The sequence below is a fragment of the Aestuariivivens sediminis genome (assembly GCF_022662105.1).
Classification (GTDB): domain Bacteria; phylum Bacteroidota; class Bacteroidia; order Flavobacteriales; family Flavobacteriaceae; genus Aestuariivivens; species Aestuariivivens sediminis.
Genome location: NZ_JAKMCP010000002.1, coordinates 126131 through 141239, shown reverse-complemented (window position 1 = coordinate 141239; position 15109 = coordinate 126131). Strand labels below are relative to the sequence as shown.

Genomic DNA, 15109 nt, shown 5'->3' with positions numbered 1-15109 from the left:
TATGGCGATAAGAAAATTAAGAATGGGAATGATTGGTGGAGGCTTCGGCTCGTTTATTGGCGATGTCCATAGGAAGGCTGCATCCATAGATGGGATGATTGAATTGGTGTGTGGTGCTTTTAGTAGCAGTGCAGAAAAGTCGAAGGCATCGGGAAAAGCACTTTTTCTACCTGAAGAACGCTGCTATGGGAGTTTTGAAGAAATGATTTACAGGGAAAACGAACTTCCAGATGATGAGAAAATGGATTTTGTGGCGATTGTAACCCCTAACCATATGCATTTCCCTCCGGCAAAAATGGCATTGGAGCATGGATTTCATGTGCTATGCGATAAGCCCATGACATTAACCTTAGATGAAGCCTATCAGTTAGTAGACATTGTAAAAGACAGTGGTAAATTATTTGCATTGACACATAATTATACGGGGTACCCTATGGTTAAACAAGCACGAGCATTAGTGGCCAGAGGTGATCTCGGTAACATAAGAAAAATACAGGTGCAATACCTACAGGGATGGATGTCCACTGCTGTTGAAAAAACGGAAAATAAACAAGCGTCCTGGCGGGTAGATCCAAAAAAATCTGGCATTGGTGGAGCACTTGGAGATATTGGGACCCATGCGGAAAATTTGGTAGAGTATATAACCGGGTTGAAAATTGTTGAATTGGCAGCGGACCTTGGTCGATTTGGGAAAGGAAGAATTTTAGATGATGATGGTAATGTATTGTTGCGAATGCATAACGGAGCAAAAGGAACCATGTCTATTTCACAAATAGCCCTTGGAGAAGAAAATAATTTAGCCATAAAGGTTTACGGGGATAGGGGAAGTTTGGAATGGCACCAGGAAAATCCGAATAAACTGGTAACACATTGGTTGGATAAACCTGTTAAAATTTATACACCCAATGGAAATGATTTGTATCCTGAAGCTCTGGAGAGTTGCAGAATACCTGCGGGTCATCCCGAAGGGTATTTGGAAGCATTTGCAACCATTTATAAAAATTTTGCATCACATGTATTAGCCGTTTTAAATGATGAACACGATAGTAAATTTGATTATCCTACTGTTGACGACGGCTTGCGAGGTATGCAATTTATTTATGCTTCGGTGGAAAGCGATAAAGCTAATGCCAGTTGGACTAAATTAAGTTAAAATTTATGGAGGATACGCCAATGAAAACATTAAAAGGACCAGCGATATTTTTAGCACAATTTATTGATAACGAGCCACCTTTTGACAGCCTGGATGGGCTGTGTCAATGGGCAGCTGGTTTAGGCTACAAGGGAATTCAAATACCCACATGGGAATCCCATTTAATCGATATTGACAAGGCATCAGAGAGTCAAACCTATTGTGATGAACTTATGGGCAAAGTCCATTCTTATGGTTTAGAAATAACAGAACTTTCTACGCATTTACAAGGGCAATTAGTTGCCGTTCACCCCGCTTACAATGTCCTATTCGATAGTTTTGCACCAAAAGCCGTTAGGAATAATCCTAAGGCAAGAACAGCCTGGGCTATAGATGTTGTTATGAAATCTGGAACGGTAAGTAAAAGATTGGGCTTAAAGTCGCATGCCACATTTTCAGGCGCATTGTTGTGGCCTACAATTTACCCATGGCCGCAGCGGCCTGCGGGTTTGGTGGCAGTTGGCTTTAAAGAATTGGCCGATCGATGGATGCCTATTTTAAATCATTTTGATGAACAAGGTGTGGATATATGTTATGAACTTCATCCGGGTGAGGATTTGCATGACGGTATTTCCTTTGAGCGCTTTTTAGAGGCAACAGGAAACCACAATCGTGTAAATATCTTATACGATCCCAGTCATTTTGTGCTCCAACAATTAGATTATCTTACTTTTATTGATTATTATCACGATAGAATAAAAGCATTTCATGTCAAGGATGCTGAATTTAATCCTTCAGGTAAACAAGGTGTTTATGGGGGTTATGCCGATTGGAAGGATCGTGCAGGACGTTTTCGTTCTTTAGGGGACGGACAGACCGATTTTAAAGGTATTTTTTCTAAACTCACCCAATACGGATGTGATGTTTGGGCCGTTATGGAATGGGAATGTTGCATCAAATCCTCAAAACAAGGTGCAGAGGAAGGGGCACCTTTTATTAAAAAACATATTATTGAAGCCGCAGAACGTAGCTTTGATGATTTTGCCGGAGGGGAAACAGATCAGGAAACCCTTAAAAACATATTGGGTATTTAAATCCCTTAAACTAATAACTTACAAATGAAAAAAATAACGATTTTACTTTTAGGTATTTTAGTTTTTGTAGCCTGCAAAAAGGTTGTTAAGACAGATGAAGTTTCAATGGAAATTATGGAACAGGAAGCGGAAAATCAAAGTTCGGATTGGATTGCCCTTTTCGATGGAACCTCGTTTGATCACTGGCGTGGGTATTTAAGTGACAGCATGCCTCCAGAATGGTCCATTGAGAATGGCACCATGGTATTTACACCAAGTGAAGAAGGCAATAAAAACATAATTACAAAAGAAAAGTATACGAATTTTATTTTATCCTTGGAGTGGAAAATTTCTGAAGGCGGGAACAGTGGTATCTTTTTAGGTGTGTTTGAAGATGAAAAGTTTGACGTACCTTACCAAACGGGTCTAGAAATTCAAGTGTTGGATAATGAACGGCATGAAGATGCCTTTAAAAACCCAAAATTTCATCAAGCGGGTGCGTTGTATGACCTGGTTCAACCCAAATACGATGTTTGTAAACCAGCTGGGCAGTGGAATTTATGTGTTATAGAAGTTAACCACGACATCAATAAAGGATCGGTTACTTTAAATGGAACAGAGATTGTTACGTTTCCACTTCATGGTGAGCAATGGGATGCTCTGGTCGAAAATTCAAAATTCAAAGGCTGGGAAGGTTTCGGCAAATATCCAACGGGTCATATAGGCCTGCAAGATCATAGTGATAAGGTTTGGTATAGAAATATTAAGCTAAAAATCTTATAACCCCTACAACTCTAAAGGGAGTTGCTTGAATAGGCGTTTTCGATATTATAATCTGGTATATCGGGGTGTTTTAGGGCGTCTTGTTTTTTAGAAAATTTATACGTTAGATTAAAACTTACAAGGTAATCCGCAAAAGCCGCATCACCGTGTCTGTACACCCCTGTTTCAGCAGTTCTTTGTTTATCGAGATAACTTCGTGTTCTGTTGCGTTCCAGCGCAACGGGGACATTCAGACTCATGATGAGGTTATTGACGCTGTAATTAACTCCCGGATCGATAGAGATAACGTAACCGGGTCGTCTATAACCTGCGCTTCCACCGATTATATCAGAAGAGGGAACACCCTCGAGTCTTCCTCCTAAATAGACGTTTAGACCTTTTAAATTTGAAAAATAGAAAACACCCAGTTGTGCAGCGTATTGATCGGGCACTGAAAATTCACTGGAACCATTGCGTGTTAATACGCCATTAGTCTCTCTCGGATTGAGCAAATAGTATAAGGTGGTGGTTAACATAAAATGATGGGAAAGGGTATGATACCCTTGTAAGTCTAAGTTAAATCCTACGCCTCCATCACCTGGCTGAATGGACTGATCAACAACAGTATCAATCATCAAATCTTTATTATCCCCCTGATTATAAAAGGTGTCTGTATATCTATAATCACCAGTAGGTAATTTTATTCCGACTCCCATTGCTAAATTAAATGGTTTACTATTGGGTTTAACTAGCCAATACCCCGCGCCTAAGCGTATGTCCGATAGACCACTGGACCTAGTGTTATGCCTATCCGAAAGGCTATTGCCTCCATGTTCATACATGGATGATCTTACATGGGAAACAAAGGGAATTAACAGGTTGGCATACAAACGTTCTGAGATTCCATAATTGAATGTAATATCTGAAAAATAGGAGTCATTAATTACCTGAGTTCCATCTTCTATTCTATTGGTCTCTTCCTCTGTCCCCCTAAAATGTCTAAAGGATTCGAAATATCTAAAATTGGAACCTACTGTAAACTCTCCCTTTTTTAAATTTATCCCATTGTCCATGTAACCCATGCTGCATGAGGAGTACCCGCGAATGGCGACACACCCCTGAGCACTCAAATTTTCCATTCCCACATATAGGAAAAGGATGAAGATTAAAAATTTAAAGTAATTATTGGTTATAACTAGTTTTGAACTATACATTTTTTGAAGTTTTGGGACAGGTGGATGGGTTCATTATTATGCAAAATTTAAGCGTCTCCAATCTTAAAATCATCTAATGGATAAACATACAACAAGGCACTTATAATAACGATGTTTTTAATGATATACTGTCCCACCAGGGTTAAAACAAAAGGCGCTTTGGCAAACGATATTTCAGGAAAGAACAATACTGGGATAAACGTGAGTATTAAATGCAATATCGCCACAACAACCACTGTTTTAATTTGGTAATTACAAATTAAGAACAAACCTATGGTCACTTCAACAATAGCCAATATCAAAATACTTATGGTCTCAGGAATCAGCCCAACAGTCAAGAATGTTATCGTTTGCTTGGCTAAAGCATCTGCTGGACTTAGTTGCGGAAAAAATTTAAGTGTTCCAAACCAAAGGTATATGATTCCAATGCTGATGCAAAGTAATCTGTATTTATTAATGCTGGAAATAAAACGGGTCATAAATCGGGTATAATTAATTATTTGCTCAAATATCGTCTCAAAGGTATATGGCGAAAGAGAATCGCATTGAAATGCTTCTTATGAATTACATATTCTCATCAGATTCACCTATTAATTCTAAATATTTTTTATAGTTATAACGTGCCACATGACGTCCTAAATTAAGCCCTTCAATATTATCAGCTTGTATATGGTAGCCTCCCATAACTCTTGATATACCCGCCATTTCTCCGGTTTTGGTAAATGTTGGGAATTCCAGAACTACAGGATCATCTACATTATTGGGTTCTGTAAGTGCCCCGGGCACCAATTCGACCGATACACCAAAGGTATCATCACCGGTAAAAAGTTTTAAAGCTTCAGCACAGCCACCACTAATCGTACTGTGGCCGGATACATAGCTTGGGAAAGGGGGGCATAAAAAGGTGTCTGGGGAATATGGGCGCCATTCTTGTCCTTTCATTTTCATCATCCCTTTGTCCGGTCCTCCCCAGGCTTCGATAACCTGATCTTGATAATATTTGTGAACCAAGGCATATGGCCTGGCGAAATCATAATGCATCTTGGAATCCCAACAGGCAATAAACCCGTCCATGGCTACCGATTCAATAAGGAAATACATTTTTACATCTTCATCAAGCGTGTGATTATCCCTTAGGGATACATCTTGAGCAAACTTTAACCAGTGTCCGGCTTGCTGTACCGATTTGGGGCCATCACGCATAAACTCTACTAAAGCTTTGTTCTCAGGTGTAAGATTGGCTTGTAATTCAATGACTTCTTTTACTTCTTGTTTTAATTGCTCCGAGCCAATCATTGGAGGTGGTCCCGGACGGAATTGATCGGCTGTTTCTAATAGGAGAGGTTTCACTTTTTGCCAGTAGGGTGTTAAGCATCCCGGGGCAAATTTACCCCCTTGGCCATCTGAAAAATATTTGGGTTGCCACCTATTGATGTCTACCATGTTGTCGGCATCATTAACAGGCGTATATCCGGTGTAATCAAAATAGGGTTTTCCCATAGAGCCCTCTACATCGCCATATTGATTGGATCCGTCATGTCTGCGTGCATCAATAACACTTTTAGCCGCAAGGTTTCCAATCCCTTCAGGAGTAGTAGGGTCCAATGATGTGTTATCGGGATCTAAACCTAAGGCTAACATTTTATTTTTAAATAGGGTACTATCGGAATAGTAATATTCGCATAGCGCACGATAAGCCGCATAGCTTACTGCGATTTCCTTATTTTTTAAAGTGTGCTTGTTTTCTGGTTGACGTTTTACATCTTTTAAATAAAGGGGGACTGCTTTAGCGTCAAATCGTGTCCAGGCATCGAACATCGAAGTAAAAATAAGGCCTAAAAATCTTGAAGTAACCGTTGGTCTCGGTTTAAATTTATCGGTATCGTTGGCTGTACCTTCAAGTGCCATAAATGCCCATTGAAAAGCAACATTATCCTTTCCTTTAGGCTCTTCTGTTTTAACCATGCTGTTGGCCATGGTCTCTTTCTTTTCATTTTTGCAGTTGGTAATACATACAAACAAAGACAAAATAAGTATGGCCTGCTGTAACTTTAATTTCATGTATATCAGTTTAAGTAGACAATATTAATATTTTGCATCACATATTTAATTAATATTATATAGATTGGCTATATTGCTTTATGAAATACTCTTATTATTTGATGAAACTATGAAAAGCCTTATTGTTGATGACGATCCGTTGATGTGCGATTTACTCGAACATTTTTGTAGTAAAATTGACGATATATCAAGTGTTGTAACCACAACATCGGGATTCGAATCCATAAATCTTATTAATAGCTCGACTTTTGACCTTATCCTTTTGGATTATAACTTGCCCGATATTACCGGAGAGGATATTTTAAAAATAGCCTCACCCCATACGGCTGTGATCATGATAACAGCCAATAGAAATTTTGCACCAGATTCGTATAATTACGACCAGATTGTTGATTTTTTAGTGAAACCCATTAATTTTTCACGCTTTTTTAAAGCGTTTCAAAAAGCGCAGGCATTTCATTCCAGAAACCAAAGTCAGGGCCATAGACTTTTCATTAAAGATGGGAATAAGTTGGTAAAGATAAATTTAGAGGATGTGTATTATTTTAAATCAGAAGCAAACTATATTTCGGTAGTCATGGAAAAAAAGAAAATACTGACTTTAATGACCTTAAAAGACCTTGAAGTTAAACTGCCTGATTTCTTTCAGCGTGTCCATCGTTCATTTATCGTTAATCTAAACAGGATAACCACGATTGGTAATAACCTTATCGAAATAGGTAAAGACCATATTCCATTAAGTCAGAGCTACGAAAAAATATTGTATCAAAAAATTAGTCTTTTAAATTAATTCTTTTTTCTACCCTAAAACAGCACAAGTAATAGGCGAAGGCATTTTGGATAGCCGATAGCTCATTTAGGGTCAGGGCTTCAATTTTTGCCGGCAATAGTGCTGAAAGAGAACGCAATTCCAAATTATTTATATGAGTGATTAATTTATGTAAAATGGCATCCCATTCCTCCTGGTCTTTGTTTGAGACCGCCTTTTCAATACGATTTTTGTAGGTTTCAAATTCAACAATCAGCAAATTAATAACTCGAACTATTTTTTCTTTGTTATTATCATAATTACTATAAACATTGGAAAAATTCGGTATTGAAAATTCATTTGCTCCTAAAATTTTAAAGGTATAATCCTTTAACTCATCTACTTGAAATGGTTTTTGAAAATAATTAGGGGTTATGTGTTGCATCACTTCTGGTTCTAAAGCAGAAATCAGAATAACAGGACAGGTCATTTTTTTAGAACGCTTCCATTCCTCTAACTCGGGTTTTAAATTAACATCATTAAGTAATAGATCACTCAAAACAAGATCTGGCTTCGTTTTATCTAAATACCTTGCTGCGTCATGTAACTTACTGACCTGTTTTAATTCGATAAATTGGTAGGGGAAAACATGCTTTATAAGTTCTCTGGTTGGCATGTCGTCCTCAATATGAAGTATTTTGTAGACCTTATGCAATAAGGGAACTTCATCTGTTTTTACCAAGGGTTCTTCTGTGACCTTAACGGATTCGGCAGGTACAATGGGGAGGGTCACTCGAAATATCGATCCTGTGCCTTTTTTGGAATCAACCCTTAAGTATCCACCAAATAAAGTGGCTAATTGTTTTACAATCGATAGACCCAGGCCATACCCTCCGTAACGACCGGATAGATCCTGGTTCTCTTGAAAATAACGGTTGTTAATCTTGTCCATATTTTCTGGAAGAATACCAATACCCGTATCTATAACTTTTATTTCTAGTTCTTTTGGTGTAGTATGATTTATTTTCGCCCATAGTTTAACTTCTCCTTCTGAGGTAAACTTTAAGGCATTCACCACCAAATTAGTAATCATTTGAGATAATCTTAATGGATCTGTTTGGAACATGTTTTCTTCAAGTTCCTGGTTTAATTCAATGTTAAAATCTAACCCTTTTGTAATGGCATCGTACTGATAACTGGCGTATATATCTTTTAATAGTTGTGCTATATTAGTAGGTTGGTATTCCATATGTAATGTACCCTCCACTAATTTTTTATGCTCCAGAACGTCATACACCAATCCGGCTAAATTATGAGCACTTCTGTTTAAAGATTCTATAATTGGGGTCTGTGATGACGATGGATTATTCTTTTTGAGTAATTGGCTGAATCCCAAAATGGCATTAAGAGGCGTCCGTAATTCATGGCTCATATTTTGTAAAAAATCATCGCGTTGCTGTTTGGCCAATTTTTCTTTTGCAAGTGCAATATTAAGCTCCTTAACATTTTGGTCGATTTTAGCTTTCATTTTTTTAAATGTTCTAGCCAATACCCCAATCTCATCTTTTCTATTTACAGGTAACGGAATGTCGCTGGTCAAGCCTTCATCATAGTTTTTAATGGCCTTTGTGATTTGGTTGATTTTTTTGGAAATCAGACTTACAAAAACCCATGTTAACAGCATGCAGGCCAGACAAACCAGAAGCAGTGTTTGGAGGCTGTTGTCTCTAACCTCATGTGCACTTTGTAATAAAACATTCTTTTTTGCCAAGGCTATTAAATAGAGGTTGCGCTTGTTCTTAAAATAATTCAGGGGGATGACATAGCTGAGAACATTAGGGTTTAAACGTATTGGAAACCCGGTTTCGATGCTATTTGGGTCCAGGGAGGATGTCGCATCAATTTCAAAATCCAAATAAAAATTAGTTGTTTTACCTGTTTGGGACGCAAAAAGTTTGTCTTTTTCTAAGGCATATAAATACTCACCCTGTTTGTTTATTATGTATAATTGAGATTCTTCTTTTGAAATTTTATCCAGGGTTTGGTACAGATCACTTAAGTCTACATTAATAATGACAAGACCAGTAATTTGGTCAGCCTTGTTATAAATGGGGCTAGCGGCCCTTAGAGTAGGAATATAAGGTTCACTAACTATGCCATACTCTTCGTTTAAGTTAATCTTTGAAAAATAAAGTTCACCTTTCTCAATCGCAATGGCTTCCTTGAAATAATCCCGATTTCCTTTTTGTTGAAGGTCATCCGATTTAAAGACATGTCCATTTTTCTTATCAAAACGAATAATTTCCTCACCATTATTTTCAATTCCTATATAGCGTATTTGAAAATAAGATGCTTTATTATGTAATAGGCTTTTAAATAGAGTATTAACATCTATAGCAGCTTTTGTTGACGGGTTACTTACATAATTGTTTAATGTTGGGCTTGAGGCGATTACAGCAATATCATTTGAGACTTCATTCAGCAAGGCATAAAATGCCTGTTCCGCTAATTCAGACTCATGAATAATACGATTCCTGGCATATTCGGTAATGACTTTTGAAGACTTTTCGAAAACCAAATATCCGGACAATAAAATAGAAAATATAATTAAGGCTGTAAAAAACAGAGCAAGACGTATTACTATGGAATGGCGAAACTTCATTTTATAAAGCTAATATAAAACATTACCCATTAAAATTGGATCTGAAAGCTGAGCTTCAACAGTTGGGGTCTTTTTTAAAATCAAAATTGTAACCCAAAAACTTTCGTTATTTTTAACAAATGTGTATTTTTTGTTCAATATTGGTAATTTTCATCAAAAAGTAATGACTTTATATTCGTAATGTTAAATAAATTAATAGTTTTACATCATGAAAAATTTAAAAAATAAAATACGTAGGTCTATACCCTGTTTACCGGTGCGTCGTCGCCGCTGTTTCTAACACTCCGAATTGACCAAAACCAAACGTAATTTTAATTTTTTTCAAATTGTCCAAAAACTTCATCATAGCATTTCAAAATACAGTTAATAGAGTCATTAACAATAATCCTATGCGCCACAATTTTCCTCGTCGCCCGTAAGGGTGTATAATCGTTTATTGAACAAGGTGAGTCCAGTTCAGAATTAAAAAAATGAGATCATAATTGACATTAATACAGACTTGGAAATGAAGGTAGTAATAGCCGATACATCACATATTAAATATGCACAAACTATTTGCGATACCATTGCAGAATCCGCTATGGTAAGAGGTACTGGTATAGCTAGACGTACCCCAGAATACATTGCCACTAAAATGGAAAATGGTAATGCCGTAATTGCTTTGGATGGTGATAAATTTGCTGGATTTTGTTATATAGAGAAGTGGGGTCATGGAAAATTTGTTGCGAATTCAGGTTTGATTGTACATCCCGATTATAGAGGAGAAGGCCTTGCAAAAAAAATAAAGCATAAAATATTTGAGCATTCGAGAAACAAATTTCCTGATGCCAAAGTATTCAGTATAACCACAGGATTGGCCGTAATGAAAATGAATAGTGATTTGGGTTATAAGCCAGTTCCATTTTCTGAATTAACAGACGATCCAACGTTTTGGGATGGATGTCAGACATGTAAAAACTATGACGTACTAACACGCACTAATAGAAAAATGTGTTTGTGTACGGGCATGCTCTACGATCCTAAAGCAAAAGATAAAAATAAAAGAAAGTTGGTTAAGGAAAAGGTTTTCAATAGGCTCAAGCATATTAAGGAAACCATGTTTTTAAAAAAGGATAAGAAACAATAATATCATGAAAAAATTAGTAATCGCCTATAGTGGCGGATTGGACACTTCGTATTGTGCAGTGAGTTTGTCAAAGAAATTTGAGGTACATGCCGTAAGTGTAAACACCGGGGGTTTTACAAAAAAGGAAATAGAACATATTGAAAGCAATGCTTATAAAATGGGCGTCGCTACCTACAAAAACATAGATGCTGTCGCTACCTTCTATCAAAAAGTAGTCAAGTATTTAATTTTTGGGAATGTATTAAAAAATAATACCTATCCATTATCGGTTAGTGCTGAACGTATAATCCAGGCCATAGAAATTGTTGAATACGCCAAAAGTATAGATGCCGACTATATAGCGCATGGAAGTACGGGTGCCGGAAATGACCAAGTTCGTTTCGACATGATTTTTCAAACCCTTGCGCCAAACATTCAAATTATCACACCCATTAGGGACGAGAAATTAACCAGACAGCAGGAAATAGACTATTTAAAGGCCAATGGTATTGACACGTCTTGGGAAAAAGCCAAATATTCTATTAACAAGGGATTGTGGGGAACAAGTGTTGGTGGTTCAGAAACCTTGACCTCCAACAAACCATTACCTGAAGAAGCCTATCCCTCTCAGATTAAACATGCCGAAGATGAAAAGGTAAAATTACGTTTTAAAAAGGGTGAATTAGTGGCCGTAAATGGTGTTGAAAACGATCCGGAGATAAATATTGAAACACTCAATACTATCGCATCGGCTTATGCCATTGGTAGAGATATCCACGTAGGGGATACCATAGTTGGCATAAAAGGGCGTGTAGGTTTTGAAGCTGCGGCAGCATTAATCACGATAAAAGCCCACCATTTATTGGAAAAGCATACTTTAACCAAATGGCAGCTTCAACATAAAGAATATATAGCCAGTTTTTATGGTATGCATTTGCATGAAGGTCAATATTTAGATCCCGTAATGCGGGATATGGAAGCTTTTTTAGAAAGCAGTCAGGATAAGGTAAGTGGCGATGTTACTGTAACCTTAAAACCCTATCATTTTACATTGGATGGCATTAGCTCTAAACATGACCTAATGAGTGCAAAATTTGGAAGTTATGGCGAGGAAAATAAGGGATGGACAGCCGATGAGGCCAAGGGTTTTATTAAAATATTTGGAAATCAAAACAAGATATATCAACAGGTAAACTCTTAATAAGGTAACATGTCATTCAGACCTTGATGTATCGGGAGATGAATCACAACTAAAACATGACAAATGAAAAATATTAAAGTTGGCATTATTGGTGGGGCCGGTTACACCGCGGGAGAATTGATACGTTTGCTTATTAACCATCCTGAGGTGCATCTGGATTTTGTGTATAGCACCAGTAATGCAGGAAATCCTATTAGCAAGGTGCATCAAGATTTAGTTGGAAGTTTGGATATAAAGTTTACCGATACCGTTAACCCCGACGTAGAGGTGTTGTTTCTGTGTCTGGGTCATGGTAATTCAATTAAATTTTTGGAAGCCAATCCCTTTTCTAAACGGACAAAGATTATAGATTTGGGCAATGATTTTAGGTTAGAAAACGATGAGAAGTCGATGGGCATGGAATTTGTTTACGGATTACCCGAATTACAAAGGGAAACCATAAAAAGGGCTCATCAAATTGCTAATCCAGGATGCTTTGCCACGGCTATTCAGTTGGCATTATTGCCATTAGCCAATTTGGGTTTGTTGGACAAAGATGTACATGTTAATGCCGTTACAGGGGCCACTGGGGCAGGGACTTCGCTAACGGCCACGTCACATTTTCCGTGGCGCGATAATAATTTTTCCTATTACAAACCCTTTACACATCAGCACCTTGGGGAGATCTATCAGTCTGTAAGGCAATTACAAAATGATTTTACTTCAGAGATCTTGTTTATGCCCAATAGGGGTAATTTTTCAAGAGGGATTTTTGCAACAGTTTATACTCATTTTGAAGGATCGATTGAAGAAGCAACTTCCATTTACCAAACATTTTATAAAACGGCTAAATTTACATCCGTGTCGGAAGATGTTTTACATTTAAAGCAGGTCGTAAATACGAACAAATGTCTACTACATTTGCACAAGCACAATAACAAACTGTTAATTACGAGTATTATTGATAATTTATTGAAAGGGGCTTCAGGACAAGCCTTACAAAATATGAATTTAATGTTTGGTTTTGAAGAAACTACAGGTTTAAACTTAAAGGCCAATTACTTTTAACCAATAATGGATTCCTGTCGGTCATTGAACCTGGTCGTGGTCAATGATTATGTGGATATGACATGACAATAGAATTCCTGTTAATAAAGAAAATATTATGAAAATAGCCATCATAGGAACCGGAAATTTGGGAAGTTCAGTTGCAAAGGGACTCATTAAAAACAACAATTTCACATCGTTGTACTTAAGTGACAAGAATACAGCGCATGTCGATGCTTATAAAAACCTTGAAAATGTTACGGTCACCAGCGATAATCTATTGGCGGTTAAGGCATCAGAAATGGTCATTTTTGCCTTACAACCAAAGCATATTAATGGTGTAATGGAAAGTGTAGCCTCTTTGATTACGAATAATCATGTGGTTATCTCCGTTGCTGCAGGGGTTGATATAGCTCGAATTGAAGGCCTAATTGGAGCCGATAAAAATATCATTCGAGTAATGCCAAATACAGCTATTTCCATCGGTAAGTCCATGACCTGCATCTCAGCCAATCAAAAAGCCCAGGATAAGGTGGCTTTGGCACAAGAGATTTTTAACCAATTAGGGGTTACGATGGTCATTCCTGAAGAATTGGTTCAGGCCGCAACAGTCATTTGTGCCAGTGGTATCGCGTTTTGGATGCGTTTGGTGCGTGCCACAACCCAGGGAGCCATTCAATTGGGTTTTGAGGCAGAGCAAGCGCATGAGTTAGCCATTCAAACCTGTTATGGAGCTGCCAGTTTGTTGATAGAATCAGGAAGACATCCCGAGCAGGAAATAGATCGGGTAACTACTCCAAGCGGATGTACCATTGAAGGCCTTAATGCCATGGAACACCAAGGATTAAGTTCGGCTCTGATTCAAGGAATTGTGGCCTCATTCGAAAAGATTAATCAAATTAAAAAGAGTTAAAATGCCATTATTTGACGTTTATCCATTATACGATGTTACCCCTGTAAAGGCAAATGGTGTTTGGGTCTATGATGACCAGGGGAAGCGATATTTAGATTTGTATGGCGGTCATGCGGTAATTTCCATTGGTCATGCCCACCCTACTTATGTTGACAAAGTAGGGAGTCAGTTGGAACGTTTGGGGTTTTACAGCAATTCCATTCAAAACCCGCTGCAGATCACTTTAGCGAATGCATTAGGAAAACTTTCAGGTTGCGAGGAGTATCAGTTGTTTTTATGTAATTCTGGCGCAGAGGCCAATGAAAATGCCCTAAAATTAGCTTCCTTCCATACGGGAAAGAAAAAGGTAATTGCCTTTAAAAATGGGTTTCATGGACGCACTTCGGCAGCAGTTGCTGCAACGGATAATCCTAAAATCATAGCTCCAATCAATGCCCAGCAAGATGTTATTTTTGCTAATTTAGGGGATATTGATGCCGTTGAAACTGCCTTAAAAGGAGGCGATGTCTGTGCCATTATTATAGAGGGGATTCAAGGTATTGGCGGTCTGGACGAAGCTCCTACCGATTTTTATAAAAAATTAAATGCTTTATGCAATCAATATGGTGCCCTGTATATCGCAGATGAAATTCAATGTGGATATGGTCGTACGGGTGATTTTTTTGCTTTTCAAAAGCATGGGATAACCCCGGACATAATTTCCATGGCCAAGGGGATGGGTAATGGTTTTCCAATTGGCGGCATTTTAATACATCCCAAAATTGAAGCGTCGTACGGTTTATTGGGAACAACCTTTGGAGGGAACCATTTGGCCTGTGCTGCTGCTTTGTCGGTATTGGAAGTAATGGAGGTCGAAAACCTTATGCAAAATGTGAAGGATGTTTCAGAATATTTTATTCAAAAGGCCCAAGCCATTCCACAAATCAAACAAATAAAAGGACGTGGTTTAATGCTGGGGTTGGCGTTTGAATTTCCAATAGCAGATCTCAGGAAACAATTAATCTATAAACATAACATTTTCACAGGAAGCGCTAAATACCCGAATATTTTGCGTATTCTCCCACCATTATCACTTCAAAAATCGCATGTAGATGCCTTTTTTGAAGCCTTAAAAGAGGAGCTGTGAAATTTTAACAAAACATTATATCACTAAAGTCGCAAGTCCTTATTAAAAATAGTAGACTATCGGCTAACCAAAAAAATAAAAATAAA

General features: G+C 37.7%; 13 protein-coding genes. 9 read left to right on the top strand and 4 right to left on the bottom strand.

The window, feature by feature from the left end:
• Position 1 precedes the first annotated feature (1 nt).
• From MR054_RS05055 to MR054_RS05045, 3 genes are read left to right on the top strand one after another with little or no spacing between them, the layout of a single operon-like run.
• The gene (locus MR054_RS05055; protein WP_276520154.1) at positions 2-1153 is read left to right on the top strand and encodes a Gfo/Idh/MocA family protein; all 1152 of its coding nucleotides are present in this window, start codon (positions 2-4) and stop codon (positions 1151-1153) included.
• A 20-nt stretch (positions 1154-1173) separates the two neighbouring features.
• Positions 1174-2226: a sugar phosphate isomerase/epimerase family protein gene (locus MR054_RS05050; RefSeq protein WP_242156706.1), complete on the top strand. Its 1053-nt coding sequence runs from the start codon at positions 1174-1176 to the stop codon at positions 2224-2226.
• A 24-nt stretch (positions 2227-2250) separates the two neighbouring features.
• Positions 2251-2988 (top strand): 3-keto-disaccharide hydrolase, encoded by a 738-nt coding sequence (locus tag MR054_RS05045; protein WP_242156705.1) that lies wholly within the window; start codon positions 2251-2253, stop codon positions 2986-2988.
• An 11-nt stretch (positions 2989-2999) separates the two neighbouring features.
• Here MR054_RS05045 and MR054_RS05040 read toward each other — a convergent pair whose 3' ends face one another.
• From MR054_RS05040 to MR054_RS05030, 3 genes are all read right to left on the bottom strand, one after another.
• A complete protein-coding gene (locus MR054_RS05040) occupies positions 3000-4181 on the bottom strand; it encodes a transporter (protein ID WP_242156703.1) in 1182 nt (393 codons plus the stop codon).
• 47 nt (positions 4182-4228) lie between these two features.
• Entirely contained in the window at positions 4229-4660 is a 432-nt protein-coding gene (locus MR054_RS05035) for a doxx family protein (RefSeq protein ID WP_242082587.1), read from the bottom strand.
• Between the two features lie 85 nt (positions 4661-4745).
• Positions 4746-6242: a vanadium-dependent haloperoxidase gene (locus MR054_RS05030; protein WP_242156701.1), complete on the bottom strand. Its 1497-nt coding sequence runs from the start codon at positions 6240-6242 to the stop codon at positions 4746-4748.
• A 109-nt stretch (positions 6243-6351) separates the two neighbouring features.
• Here MR054_RS05030 and MR054_RS05025 point away from each other — a divergent pair, with 109 nt between their 5' ends.
• Positions 6352-7032: a LytR/AlgR family response regulator transcription factor gene (locus tag MR054_RS05025; protein ID WP_242156685.1), complete on the top strand. Its 681-nt coding sequence runs from the start codon at positions 6352-6354 to the stop codon at positions 7030-7032.
• Here the strand turns inward: MR054_RS05025 and MR054_RS05020 are convergent.
• Positions 7016-9652: an ATP-binding protein gene (locus MR054_RS05020; protein WP_242156675.1), complete on the bottom strand. Its 2637-nt coding sequence runs from the start codon at positions 9650-9652 to the stop codon at positions 7016-7018. The genes MR054_RS05025 and MR054_RS05020 overlap by 17 nt on opposite strands.
• 505 nt (positions 9653-10157) lie before the next feature.
• Here MR054_RS05020 and MR054_RS05015 point away from each other — a divergent pair.
• From MR054_RS05015 to MR054_RS04995, 5 genes are all read left to right on the top strand, one after another.
• On the top strand, positions 10158-10778 hold the full coding sequence (locus MR054_RS05015) for a GNAT family N-acetyltransferase (RefSeq protein WP_242082582.1): 621 nt from the start codon (positions 10158-10160) through the stop codon (positions 10776-10778).
• A 4-nt stretch (positions 10779-10782) separates the two neighbouring features.
• Complete coding sequence (locus MR054_RS05010; RefSeq protein ID WP_242156665.1) at positions 10783-11958, top strand: argininosuccinate synthase; 1176 nt, start codon at positions 10783-10785, stop codon at positions 11956-11958.
• 63 nt (positions 11959-12021) lie between these two features.
• A complete protein-coding gene (gene argC, locus MR054_RS05005) occupies positions 12022-13005 on the top strand; it encodes an N-acetyl-gamma-glutamyl-phosphate reductase (protein WP_242156657.1) in 984 nt (327 codons plus the stop codon).
• A gap of 97 nt (positions 13006-13102) precedes the next feature.
• A complete protein-coding gene (gene proC / locus MR054_RS05000; protein ID WP_242156647.1) occupies positions 13103-13897 on the top strand; it encodes a pyrroline-5-carboxylate reductase in 795 nt (264 codons plus the stop codon).
• A gap of 1 nt (position 13898) precedes the next feature.
• Positions 13899-15023 carry an aspartate aminotransferase family protein gene (locus MR054_RS04995; RefSeq protein WP_242156631.1) on the top strand — a complete coding sequence of 375 codons (1125 nt, stop codon included), beginning with the start codon at positions 13899-13901 and terminating at the stop codon, positions 15021-15023.
• Positions 15024-15109 lie beyond the last annotated feature (86 nt).